Annotated in this window: 26 protein-coding genes, 1 tRNA gene and 1 pseudogene; 16 read left to right on the top strand and 12 right to left on the bottom strand. The window is 63.4% G+C overall.

Translation table 11 applies throughout. The features are described from left to right. Positions 1–87 precede the first annotated feature (87 nt). The 3 genes from IVB05_RS41305 (at position 88) to IVB05_RS41295 (ending at position 3,030) form a co-directional block, all read left to right on the top strand. Positions 88–1,296, top strand: a complete 1,209-nt coding sequence (locus IVB05_RS41305; RefSeq protein WP_247781884.1) for an ABC transporter substrate-binding protein — start codon at positions 88–90, stop codon at positions 1,294–1,296. 154 nt (positions 1,297–1,450) lie between these two features. Then, positions 1,451–2,245, top strand: a complete 795-nt coding sequence (locus IVB05_RS41300; RefSeq protein ID WP_247781883.1) for an enoyl-CoA hydratase — start codon at positions 1,451–1,453, stop codon at positions 2,243–2,245. A gap of 20 nt (positions 2,246–2,265) precedes the next feature. Beyond that, on the top strand, positions 2,266–3,030 hold the full coding sequence (locus IVB05_RS41295; RefSeq protein WP_247787368.1) for a hypothetical protein: 765 nt from the start codon (positions 2,266–2,268) through the stop codon (positions 3,028–3,030). A gap of 157 nt (positions 3,031–3,187) precedes the next feature. Here the strand turns inward: IVB05_RS41295 and IVB05_RS41290 are convergent, their stop codons facing one another. From IVB05_RS41290 to IVB05_RS41280, 3 genes are read right to left on the bottom strand one after another with little or no spacing between them, the layout of a single operon-like run. Next, positions 3,188–3,988: an enoyl-CoA hydratase/isomerase family protein gene (locus IVB05_RS41290; RefSeq protein ID WP_247781881.1), complete on the bottom strand. Its 801-nt coding sequence runs from the start codon at positions 3,986–3,988 to the stop codon at positions 3,188–3,190. 42 nt (positions 3,989–4,030) lie between these two features. After that, positions 4,031–5,191, bottom strand: a complete 1,161-nt coding sequence (locus tag IVB05_RS41285; protein WP_247781880.1) for an acyl-CoA dehydrogenase family protein — start codon at positions 5,189–5,191, stop codon at positions 4,031–4,033. A 40-nt stretch (positions 5,192–5,231) separates the two neighbouring features. Beyond that, on the bottom strand, positions 5,232–6,299 hold the full coding sequence (locus tag IVB05_RS41280; RefSeq protein ID WP_247781878.1) for an acyl-CoA dehydrogenase family protein: 1,068 nt from the start codon (positions 6,297–6,299) through the stop codon (positions 5,232–5,234). Between the two features lie 279 nt (positions 6,300–6,578). On the opposite strand from IVB05_RS41280, the gene IVB05_RS41275 reads away from it, so the two are divergent. Beyond that, positions 6,579–7,361, top strand: coding sequence for an SDR family NAD(P)-dependent oxidoreductase (locus tag IVB05_RS41275; protein WP_247781876.1), 783 nt, complete (start codon positions 6,579–6,581; stop codon positions 7,359–7,361). A gap of 135 nt (positions 7,362–7,496) precedes the next feature. Here IVB05_RS41275 and IVB05_RS41270 read toward each other — a convergent pair whose 3' ends face one another. Both IVB05_RS41270 and IVB05_RS41265 read right to left on the bottom strand, forming a co-directional pair. Further along, entirely contained in the window at positions 7,497–7,775 is a 279-nt protein-coding gene (locus IVB05_RS41270) for a GlsB/YeaQ/YmgE family stress response membrane protein (RefSeq protein ID WP_247781875.1), read from the bottom strand. 67 nt (positions 7,776–7,842) lie between these two features. After that, positions 7,843–8,421, bottom strand: a complete 579-nt coding sequence (locus IVB05_RS41265; RefSeq protein ID WP_247781873.1) for a YidB family protein — start codon at positions 8,419–8,421, stop codon at positions 7,843–7,845. Positions 8,422–8,561: 140 nt separating this feature from the next. Here IVB05_RS41265 and IVB05_RS41260 point away from each other — a divergent pair, with 140 nt between their 5' ends. After that, a complete protein-coding gene (locus tag IVB05_RS41260; protein ID WP_247787366.1) occupies positions 8,562–9,566 on the top strand; it encodes a 2-dehydropantoate 2-reductase in 1,005 nt (334 codons plus the stop codon). 406 nt (positions 9,567–9,972) lie between these two features. Continuing rightward, positions 9,973–10,170 (top strand): hypothetical protein, encoded by a 198-nt coding sequence (locus IVB05_RS41255; RefSeq protein ID WP_247781871.1) that lies wholly within the window; start codon positions 9,973–9,975, stop codon positions 10,168–10,170. Positions 10,171–10,324: 154 nt separating this feature from the next. On the opposite strand, the gene IVB05_RS41250 is transcribed toward IVB05_RS41255, so the two are convergent. Together IVB05_RS41250 and IVB05_RS41245 are read right to left on the bottom strand one after the other, a co-directional pair. Further along, complete coding sequence (locus IVB05_RS41250) at positions 10,325–10,969, bottom strand: hypothetical protein (RefSeq protein WP_247781870.1); 645 nt, start codon at positions 10,967–10,969, stop codon at positions 10,325–10,327. 258 nt (positions 10,970–11,227) lie between these two features. After that, the gene (locus IVB05_RS41245) at positions 11,228–12,043 is read right to left on the bottom strand and encodes a helix-turn-helix domain-containing protein (protein ID WP_247781868.1); all 816 of its coding nucleotides are present in this window, start codon (positions 12,041–12,043) and stop codon (positions 11,228–11,230) included. A gap of 12 nt (positions 12,044–12,055) precedes the next feature. Here IVB05_RS41245 and IVB05_RS41240 point away from each other — a divergent pair, with 12 nt between their 5' ends. The 6 genes from IVB05_RS41240 (at position 12,056) to IVB05_RS41215 (ending at position 15,227) form a co-directional block, all read left to right on the top strand. After that, on the top strand, positions 12,056–12,592 hold the full coding sequence (locus IVB05_RS41240; RefSeq protein WP_247781866.1) for a hypothetical protein: 537 nt from the start codon (positions 12,056–12,058) through the stop codon (positions 12,590–12,592). Then, positions 12,546–13,184 carry an RraA family protein gene (locus IVB05_RS41235; protein ID WP_247781864.1) on the top strand — a complete coding sequence of 213 codons (639 nt, stop codon included), beginning with the start codon at positions 12,546–12,548 and terminating at the stop codon, positions 13,182–13,184. Before IVB05_RS41240 ends, IVB05_RS41235 begins: the two co-directional genes overlap by 47 nt. Positions 13,185–13,225: 41 nt before the next feature. Then, complete coding sequence (locus tag IVB05_RS41230; RefSeq protein ID WP_247781862.1) at positions 13,226–13,594, top strand: cupin domain-containing protein; 369 nt, start codon at positions 13,226–13,228, stop codon at positions 13,592–13,594. 57 nt (positions 13,595–13,651) lie between these two features. Beyond that, positions 13,652–14,611: a tripartite tricarboxylate transporter substrate-binding protein gene (locus IVB05_RS41225; protein WP_247781861.1), complete on the top strand. Its 960-nt coding sequence runs from the start codon at positions 13,652–13,654 to the stop codon at positions 14,609–14,611. A gap of 206 nt (positions 14,612–14,817) precedes the next feature. After that, a tRNA-Arg gene (locus tag IVB05_RS41220) sits at positions 14,818–14,894 on the top strand. A 24-nt stretch (positions 14,895–14,918) separates the two neighbouring features. Further along, the gene (locus IVB05_RS41215; RefSeq protein WP_247781859.1) at positions 14,919–15,227 is read left to right on the top strand and encodes a hypothetical protein; all 309 of its coding nucleotides are present in this window, start codon (positions 14,919–14,921) and stop codon (positions 15,225–15,227) included. 73 nt (positions 15,228–15,300) lie between these two features. On the opposite strand, the gene IVB05_RS41210 is transcribed toward IVB05_RS41215, so the two are convergent. Next, positions 15,301–15,864, bottom strand: a complete 564-nt coding sequence (locus IVB05_RS41210) for a putative glycolipid-binding domain-containing protein (RefSeq protein ID WP_247781858.1) — start codon at positions 15,862–15,864, stop codon at positions 15,301–15,303. A gap of 279 nt (positions 15,865–16,143) precedes the next feature. Here IVB05_RS41210 and IVB05_RS41205 point away from each other — a divergent pair, with 279 nt between their 5' ends. Next, on the top strand, positions 16,144–16,860 hold the full coding sequence (locus tag IVB05_RS41205; protein WP_247781856.1) for a DUF2569 family protein: 717 nt from the start codon (positions 16,144–16,146) through the stop codon (positions 16,858–16,860). 42 nt (positions 16,861–16,902) lie between these two features. Here the strand turns inward: IVB05_RS41205 and IVB05_RS41200 are convergent. Together IVB05_RS41200 and IVB05_RS41195 are read right to left on the bottom strand one after the other, a co-directional pair. Continuing rightward, a pseudogene (locus IVB05_RS41200) lies at positions 16,903–17,094 on the bottom strand (helix-turn-helix domain-containing protein); the annotation flags it as partial. A 3-nt stretch (positions 17,095–17,097) separates the two neighbouring features. Further along, on the bottom strand, positions 17,098–17,733 hold the full coding sequence (locus IVB05_RS41195; RefSeq protein WP_247781855.1) for a TetR/AcrR family transcriptional regulator: 636 nt from the start codon (positions 17,731–17,733) through the stop codon (positions 17,098–17,100). A 214-nt stretch (positions 17,734–17,947) separates the two neighbouring features. Between IVB05_RS41195 and IVB05_RS41190 the strand changes: the two genes are divergently transcribed. Further along, a complete protein-coding gene (locus IVB05_RS41190) occupies positions 17,948–18,952 on the top strand; it encodes an alpha/beta hydrolase (protein ID WP_247781853.1) in 1,005 nt (334 codons plus the stop codon). After that, a complete protein-coding gene (locus tag IVB05_RS41185; protein ID WP_247781851.1) occupies positions 18,949–20,358 on the top strand; it encodes an MATE family efflux transporter in 1,410 nt (469 codons plus the stop codon). The genes IVB05_RS41190 and IVB05_RS41185 overlap by 4 nt, the downstream gene beginning before the upstream one ends. A gap of 48 nt (positions 20,359–20,406) precedes the next feature. On the opposite strand, the gene IVB05_RS41180 is transcribed toward IVB05_RS41185, so the two are convergent. Next, positions 20,407–21,369 carry an alpha/beta hydrolase gene (locus tag IVB05_RS41180; RefSeq protein ID WP_247781849.1) on the bottom strand — a complete coding sequence of 321 codons (963 nt, stop codon included), beginning with the start codon at positions 21,367–21,369 and terminating at the stop codon, positions 20,407–20,409. Between the two features lie 241 nt (positions 21,370–21,610). Here IVB05_RS41180 and IVB05_RS41175 point away from each other — a divergent pair, with 241 nt between their 5' ends. Beyond that, positions 21,611–21,853, top strand: coding sequence for a hypothetical protein (locus tag IVB05_RS41175; protein ID WP_247781847.1), 243 nt, complete (start codon positions 21,611–21,613; stop codon positions 21,851–21,853). A gap of 87 nt (positions 21,854–21,940) precedes the next feature. Here the strand turns inward: IVB05_RS41175 and IVB05_RS41170 are convergent, their stop codons facing one another. Continuing rightward, complete coding sequence (locus IVB05_RS41170) at positions 21,941–23,788, bottom strand: di-heme-cytochrome C peroxidase (RefSeq protein ID WP_247781846.1); 1,848 nt, start codon at positions 23,786–23,788, stop codon at positions 21,941–21,943. Positions 23,789–23,794: the final 6 nt, after the last annotated feature.

The raw sequence follows: 23,794 nt of genomic DNA, 5'->3' as shown, positions 1-23,794 counted from the left end.
CTTGCCGCTAATGATGCCATGAGCCATGATCGCGGCGAGCAAAATTCAAAGCCGCAGGCAAGCCGCAGCCGACAAGGGAGGCCTTCCATGAAGAGAGCAATCACAGGCATTGTCGCCGCGGTTCTGGCGATGTCGGCGAGTGCCGCACTGGCGCAAGGCAAGCCGCCGCTCAAGCTCGGCGGCATCCTCGACATGTCCGGGCTTTACGCCGATATCACCGGAGCGGGCTCGGAAACCGCCGCGAAGATGGCGGTGGAGGATTTTGGTGGCGAGGTGCTGGGACGCAAGGTCGAGATCGTGGCGGCTGATCATCTCAACAAGGCCGACCTTGCCGCCAGCATCGCGCGCGACATGCTCGACAACCAGGGCGTCGAGATGCTGTACGACGTGGCGGCGTCCGCGACCGCGCTTGCCGCCGGCGAGATTGCGAAAGCGCGCAACAAGATCGTGATGTATAGCGGCCCGGCCTCCATCCGCCTGAGCAACGAGGCCTGCGGTCCCTACACCGTGCATTATTCCTACGACACGTTCGCCCAGGCCAACGTCACCGGGCTTGCCACCGTCAAGTCAGGTTTCGAGACCTGGTACTTCCTCACCGCTGACTATGCGTTCGGCCAGGACCTGGAAAAGGACACCACCAATGTGGTGGTGAAGGCCGGCGGCAAGGTGCTCGGCGGCGTCAAGCATCCGCTCAACACGTCGGATTTCTCCTCGTTCCTGCTGCAGGCGCAGAGTTCGAAGGCGAAAGTGGTGGGGTTAGCGAATGCCGGCGGCGATACCATCAACGCGATCAAGCAGGCGGCGGAATTCGGGCTGACCAAGAGTGGCGGCCAAAAGCTCTCGCCGCTGCTCGCCTTCGTGACCGACATCGACAGCGTTGGCCTGGAAACGGCGCAGGGCCTGTTGCTGGCGGAGGCGTTTTATTGGGACCTCAACGACGACACCCGCGCGTTCTCAAAACGCTTCGTGGAGCGCGTCAAGCGGCCGCCGACCGCGGCGCAGGCCAGCGTCTACTCTTCCGTCGGTCATTACCTGAAAGCGGTGAAGGCCGCGGGCACGACGGATGCCGCCGCCGTGATGAAGGTGATGAAGGAGACGCCGGTCAACGACATGTTCGCCAGGAACGGCAAGATCCGCGAAGACGGCCGCATGGTGCACGACATGTACCTGTTCGAGGTCAAGAAGCCGTCTGAATCGAAGGCACGCTGGGACTATTACAAGCTGCTGGCCACGATCCCCGGCAGCGAGGCATTCCAGCCGCTGGAAGCCTCGCGCTGTCCGCTGGTGAAGAAGTAGGACGCATCTTCGTAGGGTGGGCAAAGCGCAGCGTGCCCACCCATCCCAGCGGCAAAGTTGGTGGGCACGGCGCAAGCGCGCCTTTGCCCACCCTACCTCACCGTCGCAATGACGATGGAATTCACGACAACCAACAACAACGAAAGCACGACACATGAGCGCAAACGAAATGGTCCTCCAGAAACTCGATTCCGGCTTGCTCACCATCACCATGAACCGCCCCGACCGGCGCAACGCGCTCAATCCGGACATGACGCGCGGGCTGGTGGAGGCGGCGCGGCGCGCGGCGGAGGATCACGAGGTGCGCGCGGTGTTGATCAAGGGCGCGGGCGGCACGTTCTGCGTCGGCGGTGACGTCAAGTCGATGGCGGAGGGCAGGGCGCCGCTCGGCTTCGAGGCCAAGATGGCCAATCTGCGCCGCGGCATGGAAGTGTCGCGCATCCTGCACCAGACGCCCAAGCCCGTGGTGGCGCAGCTCGATGGCGCGGCCGCCGGCGCAGGCCTCTCGATCGCGCTGTCCTGCGACATGCGTATCGCCAGCGCGTCCTGCAAGATCACGACGGCTTTTGCAAAAGTCGGATTATCGGGCGATTACGGCGGAACGTACTTCCTGACCCAGATGCTCGGCAGCGCCAGGGCGCGTGAGCTTTATCTGATGTCGCCGGTGCTGTCGGCGCAGGAGGCCTACAATCTCGGCATGGTGACGAAAGTGGTGCCGGACGCCGACATCGATGCCGAGGCGCATGATCTCGCGATGTCGCTGGCGCAGGGGCCGTCGGTGACGCTGGGCTACATCAAGCGCAACATCAACAACGCCGAGACGATGTCGCTGGAAGCCTGCTTCGACGCCGAAGCGATCCATCACTCGCGCTCGGGCGACACCGCCGATCACAAGGAAGCGGCAAAAGCCTTTGTCGAGAAACGCAAGCCCGTGTTTTCAGGCCATTGAAAATGGCCGAGGGCAGTGAGATGGCCGGATATCTCAGGCTGCGGCAGATCTGCCTGGTGGCGCCGCATCTGGCGCCGGTGATCGCGGACATTTCCGAAATCATGGGGCTCAATGTCTGCTACCGCGACGGCAACGTCGCCAAATACGGGCTGGAGAACGCGCTGCTGCCGGTGGACACGATCCTGCTGGAAGTGGTGGCGCCGTTCCAGCCGGGCACCGCGGCCGGGCGCTTTCTCGACAAGACCGGCGGGCGCGGCGGCTACATGGCGATCTTCTGCTGCGACGATCCTGACGCGCGCGGCAAGCACGCCAACGGGATGGGTGTGCGGACCGCCAACGTGATCACGCACGCGCCCTATCACGGCGTGCAACTGCACCCGCGCGATTGTCGCGCGGCCTTCATCGAGTTCAATCACACCACAGACAGCGATGATGTGCTGGGACCCTATCCGCCGGCGGGGCCGGATTGGCAGAAGTCGATTCGGAAAGATGTGACGCTGGCGCTGTTAGGGGTCGAGATGCAGAGCCCGGATCCGCTGGGGTTGGCCGAGCACTGGGGGAAGATCACGGGGATTGCCGTAAGCAAGGCTGCCGGCGGTGAGCCTGAGTTGAAATTGCCCAATGCCAGCTTTCGCTTCGTCAAGGGCGCGAGCGATCTGATGAGCGGGCTGACGTTCAGGGTTGCCGACGTTGGTAAAGTGCGCGACGCGGCCAAGGCGAAGGGCTGCAAGGTGTCGGGCGATACGTTCGACCTTTGCGGGGTGACGTTCAGCCTGGTGGCGTAGCGAGATCTATCAACGGGTCGTCCCTGCGAACGCAGGGACCCATAACCACCGACGTTTGTGGTGTAGCGAGACGTCTACGCACGTGCCTCTTTCGCGGGCCGCGGCGTATGGGTCCCTGCTTTCGCAGGGACGACGGGTTGAGAGACGTGCGTGCGCCCTACCGCCCCTTGAAATTCGCCGCGCGGCGCTCCGCTGTCGCCTTGACGCCTTCCTTGAAGTCCTCCGTCGCGCGGAGTTTTGTCTGCTCGGCCAGCTCGTGGTTGGTGGCGGCCATGACGCGGTCGGCGAGGCCGGCGCGCATGGTGGCGCGGGTCGAGATCAGGCCGAGCGGCGAGCATTCGGCGATCTCGGCGGCGAGCTTCATCGCTTCGGCGCGGACCTGATCCTGCGGCACGCAGATGTTGGCGAGGCCCATGCGGGTGGCTTCCTCGCCGGTGACGCGGCGGCTGGTGTAGAAGATCAATTCCGCATTGTTCTTGCCGACCAGTTCGGGAAGCGTCGCGGTCAGGCCGAAGCCGGGATGGAAGCCGAGTTTTGTGAAATTGGCGGCGAAGCGCGCCTCGGGGCAGGTGACGCGGAAGTCGGCGGATACGGCGAGGCCCAGCCCGCCGCCGATGGCGGCGCCATGGATGGCGGCGACGACCGGCTTCTTGTTGCGGAAGATGCGCACGGCCTGAACGTAGAGATGGTTGATCGGCAAATTGGCTGCCGGGTCCTTTTGCGCGCTCTCTTCCTGTTCCTGCCGCTTCGGATCGGAGAAGTCGGCGCCGGCGCAGAACGCCTTGCCTTGCGCGGCCAGCACCGAGGCGCGGATTTCGATGTCCTTGTCGAACTCTTCCAGCGCATCCGCGATCTGGTTGATCAGCGAGACGTCGAAGAAGTTCAGGGGCGGTTTGCGGATTTCGATCAGGCCGACATGGCCGTGCTTCTCGACGCCGATATCAGTGTATTTGCTCATAAAGGTTTCCTCGTTGAATTAGCGCAAGCCAAGCCCGCGCGCTCAGCGCAGACCAAGCCCGCGGGCGATGATGCCGCGCAGCACTTCGGTGGTGCCGCCCTGGATCGTCAGCTTGGGCGCGGTCTTGATGGCGAAGTCGAGCTGCTTTTCCAGCGTCTCGCGGTTGGTGGCGGTTTCCTCGACGAAGGCGGCGAGGTCGCGCACGCGGTGCGGCAGTTGCTGCTCCCACACCGTGCCGATGTCTTTTACGATGGAGGCTTCCACGACCGGCTCCTTGCCGGCCTGCAGCATGCCGGCGACTGAGACCGACATGCGCCGCATGGTGTGAACCTGCGCCACCAGCCGCCCGATGCCTTCGGCGCTGCGGGTGTCCGGGTTGTTGCCGACGGCGCGGACCAGTTCGGTCAGCACGTAATAGGTTTCGAGAAATCGTTCCGGGCCCGACCGTTCATAGGCGAGCTCGCTGGTTGCCTGCTTCCAGGCGCCGTCGATTTCGCCGAGCACGTGATCGTCGGGAACGAAAAAGTCGGTGAAAACCACCTCGTTGAATTCATACTGCCCGGTGATCTGGCCGATCGGGTTCACCTGGATGCCGGGCTGCTTCATCTTGACCAGGAACTGCGTCAGGCCGTGGCGGCGGTTCTCTTTCGTGGGCGGTGACGTCCGGAAAATCGCGATCATGTAGTCGGCGATATGGGCCGAAGAGGTCCAGATCTTGGTGCCGTTGATCAGATAGCCGCCGTCGGTCTTGGTCGCGCGCGTCTTTGCGGCAAACAAATCGGAGCCGGAATTCGGCTCGCTCATGCCGATCGCGAAACATACTTCGCCGCGGCAGATGCGCGGCAGGATGTCCATCTTGATGTTCTCGGGCGCGTATTTCAAAAGCACCGGACCGCTTTGCCGGTCGGCGACGAAGAAGCGCCGCGTCGGCGCATTCGCCACGCGCATTTCCTCGGTCACCACATAGCGCTCGAGGAACGAACGCTCGTGGCCGCCATATTTCTTCGGCCAAGTCATGCCGAGCCAGCCCCGCGCGCCGACCTTTCGGGAAAATTCCGGCACGTCGGTGTCTTCGCGGTTCGGCTTGTGCGGATCGAAGGTGCCGGCGGCGATTTCTTCCGCGAGGAAGGCGCGCACTTCCTTGCGCAACTGCTCGCATTCGCTAGGCAGGCGGATCGGATCGAAACGGAGGGCTGCGGTCATTTAATGTCTCGACTTCTGTGCGGGCAAATCGGTGTTGATGTCAGCGCGAGGCCACCAGCGGCCACAATTCATCGGCGCCGCGGTTGCAGACGAGCTTGCCGAGCTCGACCGCCCAAAAACTTTCGGAACCGAAATCGTCGCGCCAGGCCAGCGCGCGCAGCGAATAGCGGTGCAGGATGTGCTCGTTGGTGAAGCCGATCGCGCCGTGCACCTGATGGGCGATGGCGCCGCCTTTTTCCGCCGCTTCCGCGCAGCGGATTTTGGCCGCCACCGCTTCGAGAAACACTTCGTCGTTGAAGGACGTCGCGTTGGCAATGGCGTCGGCGGCCGAGGTGGCCGCGGCAAGTGCCGCCGCCGACTCGCCGGCGAGCCGCGCCAGATTGTGCTGCACCGCCTGGAATTTCGAGATCTTCTTCTCAAAGGCGACGCGCTCGTTGGAATAGCGCACGGAAATTTCCAGCATCGATTCCAGCGCACCGGCGATCTGCAGGGATCGCGCGACGCCGCCCATCAGCATCAGCCGGGTCTGGTCGAAACCTTGCGGCGCGGGCTTGATCGTCAGCGGCTGCACCTTGTCCAGCGTCACGGTGTCCGAATTGTCACCGCCGAGATTGAGCCCGGTCTCGATCCGGCATTTTGTGGTATCGACCAGCGCGATCGAGACGCTGCCCTTCGCATTGCTGGCGAGCACCGCGAAGTGCTTTGCCGCCTTGGCAAACGGCACGCCGCGGGCCTTGCCGGAAAGGCTGCCATCGGCATTGACGGTAATCCGGTCCTTCGGGCTCGCGGGCACCACCGTCATTTCGCCATCGGGCGAAGCGATCCTGGCCTGCGCCAGCAGCCAGCCTGCCAGCATGGTCTCTGCCAACGGCACCGCGACCGCAAAGCGACCGGCCGCGCTCAACACGCTGAAACCTTCGGCGAGAGAAGCGCCCGAGCCGCCGCAATCTTCGTCCACCCATGACAGCGGCAGGCCGGCTTCAGTCAGCGCCTGCCAAAGCGGGGCTTTCCATGCGCCCTGGTTGTCGCGATTGATGGTTTGGGCGTCGGCAAGATCGGCGAAGATTTTCTCCGCGGTCTCGGCAACGATGTTCTCACTCTCCGCCACAGCGTTCCCCGATTTGAAATTGGCATGCCAATCCCAACGGTTATGCCGGGCTCGGCTGCGGTCTTTTTCTTGCGCTTTATGATGGGCAAAAGCCATAGCCGTGACAAGCGCTGTCCGCAGGGCGGCATGTGGCGGTGGCATGAAGGCCATCAGGCAAAGAATAAATTCCGCGCAACGGATTTCCCGAGTTTGCACGCCATTCATCGCGGGATATGGTAGCCGTGAAGCCTGTCCACGGGCGGTTCGAAACCCAGCCAAAAGCAACAAGAGGAAATGCGGATGTCGAAGGATGGTTTGTGCGCGATTGTCACCGGTTCTGCCTCGGGCCTCGGGGCCGCCACCGCCGCCATTCTGGCAAAGGGCGGCGCGCGCATCGTCGTCAACTATTCCAACAGCAAGGCGGAAGCTGAAGCGACCGCCGATCTCTGCCGCAGCGCCGGCGCCGAAGTCGTGGTCGTGCAGGGCGACGTATCGCGCGATGAAGACTGCAGGAAGATTGCGGCGGCGGCCGCAGCCTGGGGCCGTCTCGATGTGCTGGTCAACAATGCCGGCACCACCAAGCATGTGCCGCATCACGATCTCGACGGGCTTTCGGCGGAAGATTTTCAGCGCATCTACGCGGTGAACACGATCGGCCCGTTCCAGATGATCCGCGCGGCGCGCGGGCTGCTCGAGGCCGGCGCGAAAGCGTCAGCCCTGCCGTCGGCCGTGGTCAACGTTTCATCGGTCGCCGGAATTTCCGGCGGCGGCTCCTCGGTGGCTTACGCCGCAAGCAAGGGGGCGCTCAACACCATGACGCAATCGCTGGCGCGCGCGCTGGCGCCCTTGATCCGCGTCAACACGGTGTGCCCCGGCTATATCGATACGCCCTGGTTCACCAAGGGCCGCGGCGAGGCCGGCGCCAAGGCGGTGCGCGACGCCGTGGTGGCGAAGGTGCCGCTGAAGGTCGCCTCGACGGCCGAAGACATTGCGCAACTGGTGTGCTTCCTGGCCTCGCCGGCGTCGAGCAACATGACCGGCGAGTTCGTCCGCATGGATGCGGGGATGCATCTGGTATTGTGACGCGCGGACGTCATTGTAAAATTGTAGGGTGGGCAAGGCGAAGCGTGCCCACCATCATCACCGCAAGAAAAATGGTGGGCACGGCGCAAGTGCGCCTTTGCCCACCCTACGCAGCGACGATGGCGGAGAGCACCGTCACCTGTTTCCCGGATCGGAAATCATGCCCCTCGCCACCAGCCGGTTCCAGATGAACAGCACCACCAGCGCGCCGATGGTGGCGGTGATGAAGCCGGCGCCCTGATCGGGGCCGTAGTGGCCGATCGCCTGGCCGATCCAGGTCGCCAGAAACGCGCCGGCGATGCCGAGCACCGTGGTCAGGATAAAGCCGGTCGGGTTGTTCTGGCCCGGCGAAAGGATGCGTGCGATGATGCCGGCGAAGAAGCCGACGACGATGATCCAGATGATGCCGCTCATGGCTGTCCCTCTCCGATGCGTCGATGATGAAGCAGAGCGGCGCGGACCGCGCGCCGCTTAAACGGCGTCAGATCCGTTCCGACAGTTCGTTCTCGCTCGGCAGGCGTCCGTCCGGCGTCAAGTGATTGACGACGTCGGGCAAGAACTGGCTGAGGCCCTGCAGCAAATCGTTGCGCGAGAGGCCGCTTTGGGAGGCGAGGGACTCGATCTGGTCAGCGCCGAGCGCGTTGGCGAGGTCGCCGGGTGAGACCTGCTTGTTGGGGCTGTTGCTGACCCACGAGTCGGCCTGATCGCCCAGCCCGTTCTGCTGGAACTGTTTCAGGAGATCGCCAAGGCCGCCGCTCAGAATGGTACCGGCCGCGCCGCCCGCAAGCAGACCGCCCAATCCGCCCTTGAGCATGTCGCTCATACCGCCCGCGCCGCCGCCGGGCATGCCGGCAGTCACATTGCCGGGTGTGGGAGCGGGCGCCGGTTGCGGCGCGGAGCCGGTCTGGTTGCCGCTGAAATGCTTGATGCCTTTCCAGGCCAGTAGCGCCAGGATCGCCATGGTGAGGGGCGACATCCCGCCGCCGTCTTCCTTCGCGCTGGGGGTGCTCGGGCCGCGCGGGCCGTTCTGCATGCCGTTGAGTACGTCGAGTAAACCCATGGTCGTCTCCTCTGCGTAGCCCCGCGTGGAACATAACGGTGGCGTATGACGGTTACAAGGAGCGGGCGGCCAGCACTGCGATAGTCACGGCCCCCGCGCTCTGCTATCTGAAAGCGCGGTGCAACGCGTTGGGTGACGAAATGGTTTCGGGCCAAACGATCGGTATTGCAGGGGCCGGCAGCATCGGCTGCTTCGTCGGCGGCATGCTGGCGACCGGCGGCCGCCGCATTGCGCTGCTGGCACGTCCGCGCGTGATCGCTGAAATCGAAGCCCAGGGCCTGCGGCCGACGAGTTTTGAAGGTTTGGACCAAACCATCATGCGCGATCGGTTCGCATTGTCGGAAAATCCGTCGATATTTGAGGACGCCGGCATCGTGCTCGTCACGGTCAAGAGCGCGGATACCGCTGCGATGGCCGATATCATCGCCAGGCACGCACCATCGGATGCCGTCATCGTCAGCCTCCAAAACGGCGTCGGCAATGCCGCCATCCTGCGTCATCATCTGCCGGGGCGGCGCGTGCTCGGCGGCATGGTGCCGTTCAACGTGATGGCGCTGGGCGAGGGGCGGTTTCATCGTGCGACCTCAGGCGACATCGTCATCGAGCAGGATGAGGCGCGCACCGCCGACAAGCTATCGGTGCACGGCCTGACGATGCGGCCGACCAACAACATTGACGGCGTGCAATGGGGCAAGCTCCTGCTCAATCTCAACAACGCGCTCAATGCGCTGGCCGACCTGCCGCTGCGCCGGCAACTCAGCTCACGGCCATGGCGGCGATTATTCGCCGATCAGCTGGCGGAAGGTCTGGCTGCGATCCGCGCCGAGGGCATCAAGCCGGTCTCGCCGACGCCGATCCCGCCTGCGTTGATGCCGTCGCTGCTGCGCCTGCCCAATATCATCTTCGAACCGATGCTGGGACGGACGATGAAGATCGATCCTGAGGCCCGCTCGTCGATGTGGGAGGATCTGAAACAGGGCCGGCGCACCGAGATCGATTATCTGCAGGGCGTCATCACCGAGATCGCCGACCGGCGTGGGCTCGCGGCGCCGCTGTCGCGCCGGATCGTGGAACTGATCCGGCAGGCCGAGCGCGACGCCAAGGGCTCGCCCGGCCTGACGCCGGAGCAGATTCGCGCGGGCTGAGCGGACGTGCTTGCCTTGAATTGCCGCCGGTCCAACGGGACCCTAGAATGGGCGCGAGGGAGGCCCCTGCCTTCTGGTGGCGGGGACGCATCATGCGAGTTGTTTGGACAATTGTCGGGTGGGCTGTCGGACTCGGGTTATTCGCCGCACTGATTACGGTAGTAATTCCGTACATCGCGAACGAACGATGCAAAGAACGCTGGTCGCCACTTCGGCTCGAAGGGGTTTGGGTATTCGAAACTGGGTGCATGGTGCGGGTTGGGCGTAGTCTTATTCGAGAGGAATACGTCACTCTCGCGCCGGTGAACCCGACGTCCCCGCAAGTGAATCAACGAAAGTAGGCCGTTATCGATTTCAAATTAGGCCACCAGAGATCGAAACAAACCAGTACCCGAGGGACAAGCGAATGAAACGGACAGGTCTGGCGCTGATCGCGATTGCCCTTGCCGGCTGGGCGTCACTGATCCCCGCCCACGCCGTGCCGCCGACGGCGACGCCGTCGCCGGGTTATGACGCGCGGTTGCAGGAGCAGCGGGCGGCGTCACGGGCAGCCGCAGCGCCGGTCGTCAAGCCGCGTCGCGTCAAGAAGCCGCGCGCGCATTGAGGTCGATGTCGCCGCGTGAGTACGCCCACGTCGTCCCTGCGAACGCAGGGACCCATACCGCGTGATCTATCGATAAGGCAGAGTGGCCGACACCTTCTGTCGCAACGACGGCCGGTGGCTATGGGTCCCTGCGTTCGCAGGGACGACAGAAGTGTCAGCCCTTCTTCTGCTTGGCCGCCGCTTGCTGCTGCTGTGGGTTGAGCAGCCTTTTCAGCTCGTTGACTTTCTCTGAAAGCCGCGGCCATTCACACGAGAACTGGTTCTTGGCGCATTGGGCAGCCCTGATGCGCGCCGCCTGCTTGACCGGACTTGCCACCGGCACCGGCACCTTTTCGGTTTCAGCCGGCGGAGGAGAGCCCTGTTCGCTGCGCAGCGAGACCTGCTGCCACCCCTGCGCCGGCGGCGGCTCTGGCTGTTGCTGCTTGGCCGCCAGCGCCGCGGCGATGTGACTGCGCCGCTCGCGCTCGAGGTAGGCGGTATATTGCTCGTCGATTTTCTTCTGCTCTTCCGGCGTCGGGTTGGGGCCTGCGATGTCGAAGGTCCGGTCCTGCATGAAGTCGTAATAGGTGTAGCCGCCGCCGGGCTTGCGGCGGCCGGCGAATTTCGCGTTGCATTCGGCGAGCTTCGCCGTCTTTTCTTCCTTGGTCTTCGCCTTCTCGGCTACATCGGCGCAGGATTCGAAATCGACAGGCGCGCTGCGCCACCACTGCGCGTCGCAGCGCACCGGGGCCAGCACGACGAGGCTCCCGATGGTGGCAACAACAAACGTAGATGCACGTGAGGCGATCACGGACGGCACTCTCCAGGCGAATTCTCTAGGGAACTTTGATTGAGTCGATTGTCATCATTTTGGCAGCGCTGTCACCCCGAAATTGCACGGCTTTCCCGCTGTCGTTGTAACCTTATTCGGTGGATGTGACCGATGGAACACAGTGCTATGTCGTTGAAAATTATTGAATAAATTCAACGACAAATCGCGCTGCGCACACGATGCTGCAGTGATTCTAAATGCCACATCTGAGAGCGAGCGGATAAGCACGCCACATTGTGGCAAGAATCAGTCGGTTCCTCGCGCGCGGGCCAGGGTGCGCGATGCCGTTTCATGGAACGTCGCGCGATAGAGCCTTGCAAACTCGCCCATGTGATGGAAGCCGTTGGCTCGGGCGCACGACGTCACGGTGATGGCGTCGGACCCTTTGACGAGTTGTGCGCGGGCCGACCAAAGCTGCTTGAGACGCAGATAGCGATGCAGGCTCATGCCGCGAACGCTCGCCACCGCCGTGCCCAGCGTTCTGACCGACACGCCGCATTGTTCGGCGAGGTCGGCACTGTAGATCGCCGAGGCGGCATGAAAGGCGACATAGTCATCGATCAAGCGAACGAGGCGGCAATAGCTCCTGCTGGCAAGCCGGCCCGCCACTTCCGGTGGCCTGCTGCGGCGGAACATCTCGTCGATGGCGAGCAGCAGGCTTTCCTGGACAGCAAGCGCCGAGCGTGGCTCCTGCAACAGGTCGGGTCTGGCGGAAGCCATCTGCAAAATACCTGTCGTGACGGACCTGGCCGTCGCCAGCACGTCGGGGTCCGGCGTGAACGGGCACAGCTCGTCCGGCGTGTCGAACCATTCCCGATCCTGCAGGCCGGCGCCAAGGGTGATGATCGCGTGCAGCGATCCACGGGGTTCGACGAACTGCAAATCCAGATTGCCGCGCATGCCGATAAAGGTCGGACGGTTTACGGACATGCCGTTAACAGACACCTCGTAGGCATCCTCGAGCTGGAAGATGACGACGCCATGCGCCGCGCGGTAGCTGACATCGACAATGCGGGGAAACGAGGTGAGCACGGCGATCTGGCAGAAAGGCAACTGCACCATCGCGCGCGCGGTATGGAAATTCGCCAGATTCAGCGGGACGCTGCGCGCATCGGCGACAAACTCGACCGGCCGGAAGGCATCGATGTCGGAAAATTGGACGATCGAAAGTGCCGACGAGGGCTGAAGGCTCTGGAACTGCATCGTGAGGTGACCGGCGGCGCGAATCTTCGAATGCCAGCCTCGACCGGCGTGGTTAAGAGCATGTTAAGAAGTGTGGCCTGCGTGAAGATTTCAGCCGGCCTGCACGGTCGCCAGGAGCTTCGAACCTCGTTACGCAACATTTCCGACTGCCGCGACAATCCGCTGGCGGATTCGAGTGCGTTGGACGCCGTGACGTCGGCCGGACGCGCAGGTCCGGGGAGCGGTCGCCCGACCCATCCAAATCCCTTATACCTGCTCAAGCGGAATGCTAATTGTTTTGCGGCAATCGAAGCCATCATGTGGCGGCGAATCCGGACCGGTGTGCCGGGCACGCCACTGCCGCCAGGGAGCAACCGTCCTTATGAGCATCACCACGGCCATGACGAGCGTGCCGAAGCCCGCACCTGAACTGATCGAGGCGTTCAGGGGCGCGCCGACCTCCGTGATCAGTGACAATCTTGCCCGGCTGCCGGGCGCGGTGGGCCTGCGGCCGTTCCATCGCGGCAGCAAGCTCGTGGGCGTAGCCTTCACCGTGCGCACGCGGCCGGGTGACAATCTTGCGATCCATCGCGCGCTCGAACTGGTCGGGCCGGGCGACGTCATCGTGGTCGATGGCGGCGGCGACGAGACGCGGGCGCTGGTCGGCGAGATCATGAAGAACATCGCCGAATACAGGGGCGCCGCGGGCTATGTGATCGACGGCGCCATCCGCGACGTCGCGGCATTCGCCGCATCCGACTTTCCCTGCTTTGCCCGCACGGCGATCCACCGCGGGCCCTACAAGAGCGGACCCGGCGAAATCAACGTCCCGGTTTCGATCGGCGGCTCGGTGATCGCGCCCGGCGATATCGTGGTCGGCGACGAGGACGGCGTGGTGTCGTTCCCTGCCGCGATTGCAGCCACGGTGTTGGAGGCGGTGCGCGCCCAGATCGCGCGCGAGGAGGATACGCTGCTCGCGATCCGCGAAGGCCGGTACCAGGGCAGCTACGGCAAGTCTTGAAGCGCCGAAATGGAAGCGCAACTGCGCTTGAGGGAGAAACGATGAGTCAGAAGGACGAGTTTCACAATCTGGATAACCCGGCCGACGGCCTGTTTCGCGAACTCGCATCCGGGGTCACAACGCGAATTTTCTCCGGCGAGCACGCGATGCTGTCGGTGGTGACGCTGGCGCCGCACGCGCAAGGCACCCTGCATCATCATCCCGAGGAACAATGGGGCGTGCTGCTCGATGGCTCGGCCATCCGGGTTCAGGGTGGTGAGGAAATTCCGGTCAAGAAAGGCGATTTCTGGCGCACGCCGGGGAATGTGCCGCACACGATGCGGGCTGGACCGGACGGCGCCCGCGTGCTTGACATCTTCAGCCCGCCGCGGCCCGAGTACAAAAAGGCCGGGTCCGGCTTCGGCACTTAAAGACAAGTCTGCGAACAAAAACAAAAAGCGCAGTCATAAATCGGGAGGAGACACTTGGTGAAAATTACCAGACGCAATCTGCTGGCGGCGTCGGCCGCGTTCGCGGTCACGCCGGCATTGGCGCAGCCGGCAAAGAACATGACCCTGGTGGTGCCGTTCCCGCCGGGCGGCTCCACCGACGCGCTGGCGCGGCTATTGCAGTCTCACCTGCAGACGAAGCTCGGCCGGACCGTGCTGGTGGAGAACAAATCCGGCGCGGCCGGCTCGCTCGGCGCAATACAGGCCGCCAAGAGCGCGCCAGACGGCTCAACATTCCTCGTGACGTTCGACTCGCACGCGGTGATTCCCTCGATCCTCGAAAAGCCGGGGCTCGATGTCGAGAAGGATCTGGTGCCGGTGTTCCTGGTCGGCACCGCGCCTTACGTCCTCGCCGCGAACGCCGAGCGGCCGTACAAGACTTTTGCCGACGTCGTCGCCGCCTGCAAGGCAAGTCCCGGCGCGGTGAAATACGCCTCCGTCGGCATCGGCACGCTCGGCCATCTCGCGATGACGGTGCTCGGCAAGAAGGCCGGCGTCGAGATCACGCATGTGCCCTACCGCGGCGGTGGCCCGGCGATGAACGATGTGCTCGGCGGCCATGTCGACATGATCATCGGGTCGGCGGCGCTGATCACGGCGCAACTCGGCACCGACAGGCTGCGTCCCATCCTGCAATTGGGGCGCGAGCGGATGGCTGCGCTCAAGGACACGCAGACCGCGATCGAGGCAGGCTTCCCCGATTTCGAGACGCTGGCCTGGTGGGGCATTTTCGCGCCAAAGGACACGCCGCCCGACATCATCGCCAGCATGGCGAAATCGGTAAAGGAGATTCTGAGCGAGCCGGCGGTGGCATCGCAACTGCGCGAGACGCAGCAGATGACGCTGCTGCTCGCCGACGGCAAGGAGTTCTCGACGTTCTTCGCCAGGCAGGTCAGCATCTGGGGGCAGGTCGTGCGGGAGAATAATATCAAGGCGTAGCGGGCCGTTACGCGAAGGCCGGCATGCTGGCAGGAGCCGTCGGTGGACGGCTCCTGTTGGCTTTCGCGATCAAATATCCCGAGCGTCCTCCGATGGAGGAACCCGGCCTTGTTCAATGTGGGCCCGAGAACGGTCCGGAGGGCTGGCGATGACGCGCCCGCTTTGCTATGAAGCGGCCAAGCACCTGCTTACGCAAGCGGGTCCGCGGTCCCGTAGCTCAGCCGGATAGAGCGACGGTTTCCTAAACCGTAGGTCGCATGTTCGAGTCATGCCGGGATCGCCAGTTTCAGAATCCAACGACCCAATAATGACGGGCATTTCTCGTCGTGGGCGCATGGCAGGCGGCGCATTCAAGATCGATTTTGCCGGCGATAAAATGGTTGGCCCCGATCTCGCCGAGGACCGTGCCAACCGGATCAAGGCCGTGTTGCAAGGTTATGGCGCCGTGATGAATGATGAGCGGGATCCGGTCGGCATGCTGACCGCTGCAGTCACGAAGCCGCCGATACTTGAACTTCTGAAAGCGGACACCGCTCTTTCTCAAGACGCGTGGCTTGAGGAAAAGGCCAAAAAGGGTCCGCTCGATCCAGGTTCCTTGTTTTCGCGAAGCGCCTGATCATTCGTCGGTATCTTTCCGAGTGGTTGATCACGGCTTGCCCTGTACTTGGGATCTGCCCGACGCGCGCATGTCAGGCGGTCGGCGGGACCCGCTCGAACAGATGCTCGTAATGCAGCACCAGTCCGGTATCGTCGACCACCAGATCCGCTTCAAAGCCGAATGACAGCCCAAGATCGACGTAGCGTACCCGCCCGGGGCCTTGCCGGTCGTAGCGCTGGCGCGACCGCGCCACCGTCAGCGCCGGCCCATCGATGAAGGCTGTATCGAGCGGCAGGCTGTCTCCTGCGCCAAGGGGCGTCCTGCGGATCGGGAAGGTGTTGCAGAATGGCGTGATCGACAAGTCCGGCTCCTCGGCGCCTTCGAGGTCCGGCCGCAGCACGCCGTCGACCCGCCAGCCCGTTCCGGCGCGTTCCAGACGCAGGAGACCATGGCCTTGCGAGTTCCAACGCTCCACGGTGACGGTCAGCGCGTGCCATTCGGGATCGAGCCGCCAGCGGTGGTCGATGCGATAGCCGCCGGCTTCGAGGCAGATCGTGGTGGCGGTGGCCGTGACCTGGTCAGGCTCGATTGCTAGTTCCAGGCGTTCGAGGCCCTCGATATCGGTCCGGCGCCAAAACAGGGCGGATGTGCTCATGGCAAGTCTCCTTCCTTTCCCCAGCCTTTATCCTACGGGGGCAAGGATCATGCGTTACGCCGCCGCGGATCGAACACGCACACGTGTTCGAAGCCTTTCCATGAAGTGAGTCGGTTTCCTAAACCGTAGGTCGCAAGTTCGAGTCTTCCCGGGATCGCCATTTTTCAAGCACTTAACGCGACCTGCGGTTCGCTTTTTCGTTTTGGTTCTCCAATTCATCTATCGTGACGTGTGCGGCCCTTGCTATAGAATGGAGCCAGCACGCGGGGGCGTTTTTGCATGACGGATTTTTGGTACTACGACGAAGGAGGTCAGGCGCGTGGTCCGCTGTCGCACGCTGAATTGATCCCACTGCTTGCGCGTATTGCCGATCCGCGGCGCGTCCTGATCTGGCGCGATGGCTTCGAGGATTGGAAGGCGGTCGAGGATGTGCACGAGGTCGCACAGCAACTGTTCCCTCCGCCACCATCAGGATCTGCTCCGCCGCCGGCTGTTCGCGAGCCCGTAGTCGACGCGGGTGACGCGGCTGAATTCAAAAACGTGAAGCCGGAATTGACCGGCATCGGTGGTTGGCTCGCGCTCCTGGCGTTGGGGCAAGTGGTGGGAATTCTGCGAGTGCTGGCGTCGCTGGGGCAATATTACCCCACGATCTCTGACGAACTCTGGAAGCGATTTCCCGAAGCGCTCTGGGGCGAAGCTGCCCTGAATGCCGCGATGGTTTGTTTGGCGGTGTACACGACGGTGCTGCTGTTCCGGCACTCTCGACATTTCCCGAGCTTCTTCATTTGGCAAACGATTTTCGTAATCGTGATGCCGCTCATTAATCTCGTGTGGCTCGCGTTGATCTTTTCGCTCGCAACGAACAAGTCGATTTCCGAATTCCTCACCCTTGAGGCCAAGGAGGGCGCGCAGATGCTCGCCGCCGTGATCGGCGCGGCCATCTGGATTCCGTACATCCTGCGTTCCCGCCGGGTCGCGAACACATTCACCCAGTGATCCCCGAAAGGTCACGAAAGGGCGCCCAGTGCGACGTCACTTTCAGGATGACGTCGAGGTGCCGTCTCCGTGCGGTATCCGGTGGCGCATGTCGCTCGGAGTCATGCCGAAGCGGCGGCGGAAGGCGCGGTGAAAATAGGACACGTCGTTGAAGCCGGCGAGATACGCGATATCGCTGACCTTGCGCGCAAGGTGTCGCGGATCGCGCAGCAGCCGGGCGGCGCGGACCATCCGGTCCTAACCGGACTCCGGATGGATTTGCAGGAACGCCATCGTTGTGTCCCGCGCCCGTCGCGCAATCTCGGCGGCGCTTGGGCGATCGGCCACCTGAAGCAGCAGGCCGGTCATCAGGTCGCCCGAGAGTAGCCCCAAAAATTTTTCGGTCATCGCGTCGGGATCGCCAACGACAAGCCCGGCTGATTTGGCATTTGCCATGATCGTGCGCAATGCATCGCGCGTGGGTTTGCGCGCGATCGATTCCAGCGCTTGCGCGACTTTTGGCGCGTGCACGGTTTCTGATATTGCCAAGCGAAATACCGCGACGACGACCGGATCGGTCGTTTCCGTCAGAAGTCTTGTTCCAAAAGCGGTCAGCACTTCGGTCAGGATTTTTCTGTCGCGCAGTTCGGGGAGATCGGCGGGTGCTTTCAACCGCTGGGCGCGCTCGGTGATGCAGGCTACGAGCATCGCTTCCTTGTTGCCGAACAGCGCGTAAAGCTCCCGCTTCGAAACGCGCGCGCGCGTCGCAATCTCCAGCGTGCTGGTCTGCGCATAGCCGCCCTCCATGAACGCCGAAAGGGCCGCGCCGAGGATCCGCTTCCGGACCTCGGTCCCAGCGGTTTCCTCCTCGCGCGCCTTCATCCTTGGACTCATCGCCTGATTTTTCCGCTTGACTTGGTACCAGCAGGTACCATATTTCGATTTATCCGGTACCGGATCGTACCAAACCGAACCCGGATGTAAAGGACGGGAGATCATGAACAGACGCCAACTATTGGCTGCGGCACTGGCGCCGCTCGCATGGCGAACTGCCTCTGACGCGCTCCCATCAAAGGCATTTGCTGCAACAGCGGAGCGCGATGGAAAGATGAGCAAGACAACGCAACGCATCATCGAATGCAACGGGATCCACATCAACATCGCCGAGCAGGGCGAGGGGCCGCTGGTGCTGCTGGTGCACGGTTTCCCTGAATCCTGGTTCTCGTGGCGGCATCAGATCGACGCGCTTGCTGCCGCCGGCTTCCGTGTTGTCGCCCCCGATATGCGCGGCTACGGCAAGAGTGACGCGCCGCAGACGATCGACCAATATACGATCCTGCATCTCGTCGGCGACATGGTCGGCATTCTCGATGCCCTGGGTGCGGCGACCGCGGTCATCGTCGGTCACGATTGGGGCGCCAGCGTCGCCTGGCAGGCCGCTCTGATGCGGCCCGACCGCTTCAGGGCGGTGGCAGCACTCAGCGTGCCGTTCCGGCCGCGCGGCAAGGTGCCGCCGACAAGCCTGATGCCCCGCACCGAGAATGCGCAATTCTATCAGCTCTATTTCCAGGAGCCGGGGCCGGCGGAGGCGGAGCTGGGCCGCGATCCGCGCGCGACCATTCGCAACATGCTGTTCGGAGCGTCCGGCGATGGCGTGGCCGCAGCCCGCGCGGCCGCCGCTGCCGGCGGGCTTGCACCGAACCTCGGCATGGTGCCGAAGGGCGGCGGATTCTTGCAGGGACCCGGGGCGCCGAAAACCCTGCCGTCCTGGCTAACCGAAAGCGACATCGATTTTTATGGCGAGGAGTTCAAGCGCAGCGGCTTCCGCGGCGCGCTCAACTACTACCGCAACATCGATCGCAACTGGGAAATCACGGGCGCGATGGCCGGCCTGCAGGTGACGGTGCCGGCGCTCTTCATCGCGGGCGATCGCGATTTTGTGGTGTCGTTCCCCGGCACGGACCAATTGCTCGCAAACCTGAAGAGCTTCGTTCCCGGCTTGCGCAAGATCGAGATGCTTCCCGGTTGCGGCCACTGGACCCAGCAGGAGCGGCCGAACGAAGTCAGCGCCGCGCTTGTGGACTTCATTCGAGCCGGGCCGAGCCGCTCATGACAACGCTGACATCCCACCAATCCCTGTCGCCAGGAAATCAAGCGGCGCAGGTCAAACAAATGGCGATGCTCGACGGCCCGGTGCTGCCGACGCTCCTGAAGCTCGCCTTGCCGACCGTCGTGGTGCTGGTCGTGCAAACGCTTGTCGGCGTTGCGGAGACCTATTTCGTCAGCTTCCTCGGGACGGAAGCCTTGGCCGGCGTCAGCCTGGTGTTTCCCATCTTCATGCTGATGCAGATGATGTCGAACGGCGGCATCGGCGGCGGCGTCGCATCGTCGATCGCGCGTGCGATCGGGGCAGGCAAAGTGGCCGAGGCCGAGGCGCTCGCGCTGAACGCCCTGGTTCTTGCCGCCGTCCTCGGGATCATCTTTGCGGGCGCCGAATTGCTGTTTGGCGAGGCCGCCTACCGGTTGCTCGGCGGTCAGGCGGGAGCGCTCGGCGCGGCCCTCGAATATGGGCACGTCATCTTTTCCGGCGCGGTCTTTGTCTGGATCGTCAGCCTGCTGGCGGCGGCGCTTCGCGGCGCCGGCAACACGGTGGTGCCGGCGGCCGTCATTCTGCTGGGCGTGTTCGTGCTGCTTCCGCTTTCGCCGGCGCTGATTTTCGGCTGGGGCCTTTTTCCCCGGCTGGGCGTTATGGGAGCCGGCCTCGCCGTCGTCGTCTACTATCTCGGCGGCGCGATTGTGCTGATCGTCTACATGCGTTCCGCCTCGGCCTCGTTGCGCCTGCCTTTCGACGCTACGCTCATCAAGTGGCGGCTGCTCGGCGATATCCTTCGCGTCGGCGGATTGTCGGCCATCGGCACCATCCAGGCCAATTTGACGGTGGTGCTGGTCACGGGCGCGGTCGGGTTGTTCGGCACCGACGCCATCGCAGGCTACGGAATCGCTTCGCGACTCGACTACATCCAGATCCCGCTCCTGTTCGCGCTCGGCAGTGCGGCGCTCACCATGGTCGGCGTGAATATCGGAGCCGGTCAGGTCAGGCGGGCAGAACGCATCGCGTGGGTCGCCGCGTTTTTCGCGGCCGGCGTCACCGGGATCCTCGGATTTTTCGTGGCGCTGTTTCCCCATGTCTGGCTGACGCTGTTCAGCACCAATGCCGAGGTTCTCGCGGCCGGTTCGATCTATTTTCGTACCGTGGCGCCATTCTACGGAATATCAGGTCTCGGGATGCTGCTGTACTTCGCGGGTCAGGGGGCAGGTCGCGTGATGTGGCCGGTTCTCGGCGGAACCGTTCGGCTGTTGATCGCGGCCGGCATCGGCTGGATCATTGTCGTCGATCTTGGCGGAGGATTGCGCGAGCTCTTCATGGCAGGCGCCGCCGGCTCGATCGTTTCCGCTGCCATTGTCGCCGGCGCGCTTTGGCTTCGCGGCTGGGGCCCGGCCGGGGAGGTTTCGAAATAGTTTTCGGCATGCGACGGCTTCGCTTGCTGCGGCTCGCGATGTCGCGGCCTACACGCCCTTTTCCAGCAGCACCTTGAAATCCACCCGTGCGCGTTGCGCTTCGCGTTTGGCGGTCTCCGACGCCTCGCCGAGGCCGAAATAGCCGTGGATCAGGCCAAGGCCGTCGTAATAGCTGGTCGGAACGCCGGCGGCGGCAAGCGCATCGGCGTAGGCCTTACCCTCGTCGCGCAGCGGATCGAACCAGGCGGTCGCAACGATCGCCGGTGCTACGCCTGCAAGGTTTTTGGCGCGCAGCGGCGACACGCGCCAGTCGGTGCCGTGCGTCTTGTCGGCGAGGTAATGGCCGCAAAACCATTCCATGGTGACGCGGGTGAGGAAATAGCCTTCCGCGTTCTCGTTGCGCGAGGGAAAGCGCGCGTTTTCTTTTGCATCGGCGAAGTTTCCGAAAACGTCGGTGACGGGATAGGCCAGCAATTGCGCCGCCAGTTTGATGCCGGCGTCGCGGCAGGCGATCGCGGTGCTGGCCGCCAGATTGCCGCCGGCGCTGTCACCGGCCACGCCGACGCGCTTTTCGTCGCCGCCGAATTCGGCGATGCGGGCGACGATGTCCTTTGTCGCCGCGAAGGCATCCTCAAAGGCGCCGGGAAAGCGCACCTCGGGCGGGCGGCGATAATCGACCGAGATGACGACCGCGCCGGTCTCGATCGCAAGCCAGCGCGCCTGCCGGTCATGGGTGTCGAGATCGCCGGCGACCCAGCCGCCGCCGTGAAAGAACACCACGGTTGGTGATTTCTCGCTCGAGTTGCGGTAGGCCCGCGCGTTGAGGAACCCGGCGGCGCCTTTCACCTTGATGTCCTCCGCGCTCATCACCGGCGGCGGCGGAACCGCCGCGCGCGCAGCCGCCAGCGCGCGCAGCGCTTCGCGCGCGCTCTGCGGCGTCATCGTCGTGGCATCGCGCAGCGGCAACAGCGGAATGATCTGGGCGACGACGGGATCGAGCGGTGGAATCATGCAGGGCGCCTCACATGGAACGAGGCGGCAGCATAGGTAACGGGCGCGGGCGCCGCAATCGCGGCGTGGGGCCTGATCAGACCGGCCGATTTCCTTCAATTGATTATGAGTCCTGCAAGCAGATGCGCGGGCCACGCGTTGATAGAATCGTGCTCCGTTTACTTTTCGTTATCCATAAACGGGCGCGCGCGGGGAACGGGCGGGCGCGCCGCTCATTACTCCGTTCAGAGGGAGTGGTGCGATGGATCAAATTGCCGGAGTGGATCGGGCGCTCGACGAAATGCTGGTGCAACTCGGCGGGATGGTCCTGAGGCTGTCCAGCCCGCAGGTGACGCGGACCGCCGAAGAGCGGCACGCGCTGGCGTGTTCGGTCAACCAATATTCGGTGTGCGCGGCGCGCTCGGGTGATCCGCGCGTGCATCAGCTCAAGGTCGAGCTGGAAGAGACGATCAAGCCGCATCTGCGGCTGGTTGCCAGCCGGTAAGCGCGCCGCCTGATCCATCTGCGACGCGCATTTGCGGTTGAAATAGCGGGCCGGGCGGAGCCCGGCCGCGGTTGTGTGCGGATAACCTCAAAGCGTCTTGAGGTATTCGATCAGCGCCTTTCGATCGCTCTCCGACAGCGCCGGCCCGATCACGCCTTTGATTTCCTTGTCCTTGTTATAGTCCTTCCTGAACTCGTGGCCTCTGTTCGAGTTGCCGCGAATGGAAGTGTCGAATACGAAACCGTTGGTGATCGGGTCGGTCTTGTAGCCGAGCTTCACGGGGTCGTATTCGCGGCTGCCGAGATAGAATGTCGGCGGCCTTTTATCCGGGTCGCCGAGCAGATCATCGATGGTCGGCACTGAACCGTTGTGCAAATAGGGCGGCGTCGCCCAGACGCCATTCAGCGGACGAACCTTGTAGGCAAGCTCACCCCGGAGTTCGTTCGGCATATAGCCGTCGATCCGCTTCCGCTCCGCGGGGCTCGCGGGCGGCTTCTTCTGGTCGAAGACATAGTTGACGGTTTTCTCGACCAGCTCGCCCAGCGCGAACGCGAAACTGCTGCTCTTGATCCCGAGATTTTCAGGCACCGCGACCGTTCGGTTGAGCATGTCTGCCGCCTGTGCGGGATCGGTTCCGATATGCGAGATCGGAATATTCTCGACCTTGAGGATCAGCTCGCCGGCCTGGTTCCTGGTCCACCAATCCTTGTTGTTGAAGTCGTAGAAGGCTTCGCTCGTCACCGGCGGGCGGTGGCATTCCTGGCAATGGGTCTTGTAGAGCTCGGCGCCCTTGTCGGCCAGCTTCTGGTCGAACGGCGGCAGAATGTCGGCCGGCCATTTCGGAGATCTCAGGCCCGGAAAACCAGTCTTGGCGTTCGGCTGCGTGTCACCCTTGATCATCTGCTCCATCTTGAACAGCTGATCCACGTCCACGCTCGATTTATACAGTCCCTTCGACGGCTCGGTGAGATTGAGCTCCGCCGACACGCCGAGCGACTCGCCGGCGTTGCGCACCATCGGCTGCATGATGGAGCCGTTATACTGCACCCAGTCGAACCACGGCGTGTTCCAGATCCGTGGGTAATGCACCGGTGCGGAGGAGCCGGCGTAGTTTTCCGGCTTCTTCAGGTCGATTGAAAACACCTGGTTGCCGATCCGGTTGAGGGCGTCCAGCCGTCCGTAACCTTCCTGGATGCTTTGGGAGGCGACGCGCTCTTCCAGGTTCTTGACCTGCTTGTACTGATTGAGAGCCTGCTCGAGCTGGTTCTTCAGCGTTTCGCGGTCGTCGAGCGTGGCGTCCGGTCCCAGGATGCGCTCGGCGAAGCGGTCGAACCGGCCGGGCCAGTAGCGCGTCAGCAAGAGCGAGATGCCCATGCCCTGCTTCATCGCGAAGAGATTGGTGAGCGCCGGTCCGCCGTCGATGACGACGGCGGTGTCCTTGTAGGTGAAGCTGCCGGTGTGGCAGGCCGCGCAGGTCAGGCCGACGCCGATCATCTCCTTCTTGGTGCGCGGGTTACGCCATACCGCGCCCGTAGAATCGAGCATCGGGGTGCCTTTCGCGAACCCGATCGGAAGCGCCTCCTTGCCGGGGATGATGGTATCCGCGATGAAGCCATAGCGATCGAGATAGGCGGTGTCGCTGAAGAGACCGACCTTGGTGAAGGGCAGCCACGAAATTGTCGGCTGCTCCAGCGCCATGAACCACTCATAGGGGAAGCCGAAGGTCCGCGTTCCCTGGTCGGCGTGATAGAACCAGCTCAGTTTGTCCTTAGCGATGCCCTGGTCGAGCCAGACGGTTTTCTTCGGTGTGGGATGCTCCACGATCTTCACATGCAGATCTTGCCAGAGCTTGGCGATATCGTCCTTCAAGGCGCTGTAAGCGATGCCGACGATCGCCAGCGCGATCACAATTTTCGCAATCCTCTTGCCACGCATGGCCTG

This window comes from Bradyrhizobium sp. 170, from assembly GCF_023101085.1.
Lineage (GTDB): Bacteria > Pseudomonadota > Alphaproteobacteria > Rhizobiales > Xanthobacteraceae > Bradyrhizobium.
Note: the sequence above shows the minus strand (reverse complement) of the source record. Positions and strands in the feature narration are given on the sequence as shown.

Excerpts from the sequence above, each read along its gene's own strand:
- IVB05_RS41180 (WP_247781849.1), bottom strand. The coding sequence starts at position 21,369 with ATGATTCCACCGCTCGATCCCGTCGTCGCCCAGATCATTCCGCTGTTG.
- IVB05_RS41205 (WP_247781856.1), top strand. The coding sequence starts at position 16,144 with ATGACGGATTTTTGGTACTACGACGAAGGAGGTCAGGCGCGTGGTCCG.
- IVB05_RS41305 (WP_247781884.1), top strand. The coding sequence starts at position 88 with ATGAAGAGAGCAATCACAGGCATTGTCGCCGCGGTTCTGGCGATGTCG.
- IVB05_RS41285 (WP_247781880.1), bottom strand. The coding sequence starts at position 5,191 with ATGACCGCAGCCCTCCGTTTCGATCCGATCCGCCTGCCTAGCGAATGC.
- IVB05_RS41215 (WP_247781859.1), top strand. The coding sequence starts at position 14,919 with ATGACGGGCATTTCTCGTCGTGGGCGCATGGCAGGCGGCGCATTCAAG.
- IVB05_RS41270 (WP_247781875.1), bottom strand. The coding sequence starts at position 7,775 with ATGAGCGGCATCATCTGGATCATCGTCGTCGGCTTCTTCGCCGGCATC.
- IVB05_RS41265 (WP_247781873.1), bottom strand. The coding sequence starts at position 8,421 with ATGGGTTTACTCGACGTACTCAACGGCATGCAGAACGGCCCGCGCGGC.
- IVB05_RS41275 (WP_247781876.1), top strand. The coding sequence starts at position 6,579 with ATGTCGAAGGATGGTTTGTGCGCGATTGTCACCGGTTCTGCCTCGGGC.
- IVB05_RS41210 (WP_247781858.1), bottom strand. The coding sequence starts at position 15,864 with ATGAGCACATCCGCCCTGTTTTGGCGCCGGACCGATATCGAGGGCCTC.
- IVB05_RS41170 (WP_247781846.1), bottom strand. The coding sequence starts at position 23,788 with ATGCGTGGCAAGAGGATTGCGAAAATTGTGATCGCGCTGGCGATCGTC.
- IVB05_RS41195 (WP_247781855.1), bottom strand. The coding sequence starts at position 17,733 with ATGAGTCCAAGGATGAAGGCGCGCGAGGAGGAAACCGCTGGGACCGAG.
- IVB05_RS41190 (WP_247781853.1), top strand. The coding sequence starts at position 17,948 with ATGAGCAAGACAACGCAACGCATCATCGAATGCAACGGGATCCACATC.
- IVB05_RS41260 (WP_247787366.1), top strand. The coding sequence starts at position 8,562 with ATGGTTTCGGGCCAAACGATCGGTATTGCAGGGGCCGGCAGCATCGGC.
- IVB05_RS41230 (WP_247781862.1), top strand. The coding sequence starts at position 13,226 with ATGAGTCAGAAGGACGAGTTTCACAATCTGGATAACCCGGCCGACGGC.
- IVB05_RS41255 (WP_247781871.1), top strand. The coding sequence starts at position 9,973 with ATGAAACGGACAGGTCTGGCGCTGATCGCGATTGCCCTTGCCGGCTGG.
- IVB05_RS41175 (WP_247781847.1), top strand. The coding sequence starts at position 21,611 with ATGGATCAAATTGCCGGAGTGGATCGGGCGCTCGACGAAATGCTGGTG.
- IVB05_RS41245 (WP_247781868.1), bottom strand. The coding sequence starts at position 12,043 with ATGGTGCAGTTGCCTTTCTGCCAGATCGCCGTGCTCACCTCGTTTCCC.
- IVB05_RS41300 (WP_247781883.1), top strand. The coding sequence starts at position 1,451 with ATGAGCGCAAACGAAATGGTCCTCCAGAAACTCGATTCCGGCTTGCTC.
- IVB05_RS41235 (WP_247781864.1), top strand. The coding sequence starts at position 12,546 with ATGAGCATCACCACGGCCATGACGAGCGTGCCGAAGCCCGCACCTGAA.
- IVB05_RS41290 (WP_247781881.1), bottom strand. The coding sequence starts at position 3,988 with ATGAGCAAATACACTGATATCGGCGTCGAGAAGCACGGCCATGTCGGC.
- IVB05_RS41240 (WP_247781866.1), top strand. The coding sequence starts at position 12,056 with ATGGAAATTCGCCAGATTCAGCGGGACGCTGCGCGCATCGGCGACAAA.
- IVB05_RS41185 (WP_247781851.1), top strand. The coding sequence starts at position 18,949 with ATGACAACGCTGACATCCCACCAATCCCTGTCGCCAGGAAATCAAGCG.
- IVB05_RS41295 (WP_247787368.1), top strand. The coding sequence starts at position 2,266 with ATGGCCGGATATCTCAGGCTGCGGCAGATCTGCCTGGTGGCGCCGCAT.